This is a genomic window from Escherichia sp. AM3 (assembly GCF_032029835.1).
In the GTDB taxonomy this organism is placed as follows: domain Bacteria; phylum Pseudomonadota; class Gammaproteobacteria; order Enterobacterales; family Enterobacteriaceae; genus Escherichia; species Escherichia coli.
In genome coordinates this window covers 1-400 of the sequence record NZ_JAVUPQ010000621.1, presented here as the reverse complement: position 1 = coordinate 400, position 400 = coordinate 1, and the positions used below count along the sequence as shown (strand labels likewise).

The 400-nt window shown below is 28.8% G+C and carries 1 pseudogene; it reads right to left on the bottom strand.

The window, feature by feature from the left end:
* A pseudogene (locus tag RTW80_RS27560) lies at nt 1-400 on the bottom strand (glycosyl transferase family 2); the annotation flags it as partial.

Sequence of the window (400 nt, the reverse complement as noted above, 5' to 3'; positions counted from 1 at the left end):
AAATTCCCTGTACCTATATTCGTCATTAGAATATAACTCTCTATTTCTTTTAGCTAAAGATAAAAGGGAGTCAGCAATTTTTTCATTCTGTGACACTCTTATTTCACTAGGTTGATGGTCATGATTCATAATATATGTACAAACATTATATCGTACAAAATGACCATATCTAAACGACAACCTTAACCATGTATCCCAATCCTGAAGACGTTTTACTGTTTTATCAAACCCATGTATTTGCTGTAAACGTTCTGTTAATGTAAATATCTGATTTGAAGCTTCATTCTCAAAAAGCATGTCTTTGTAGTTAAAAATACAATGCTCTTTTTTTATTTTATAGTAATATACTTCTTTTCCAGTTAGATATTTATTTTTAAAATTGCAACACACAAAAGAATAC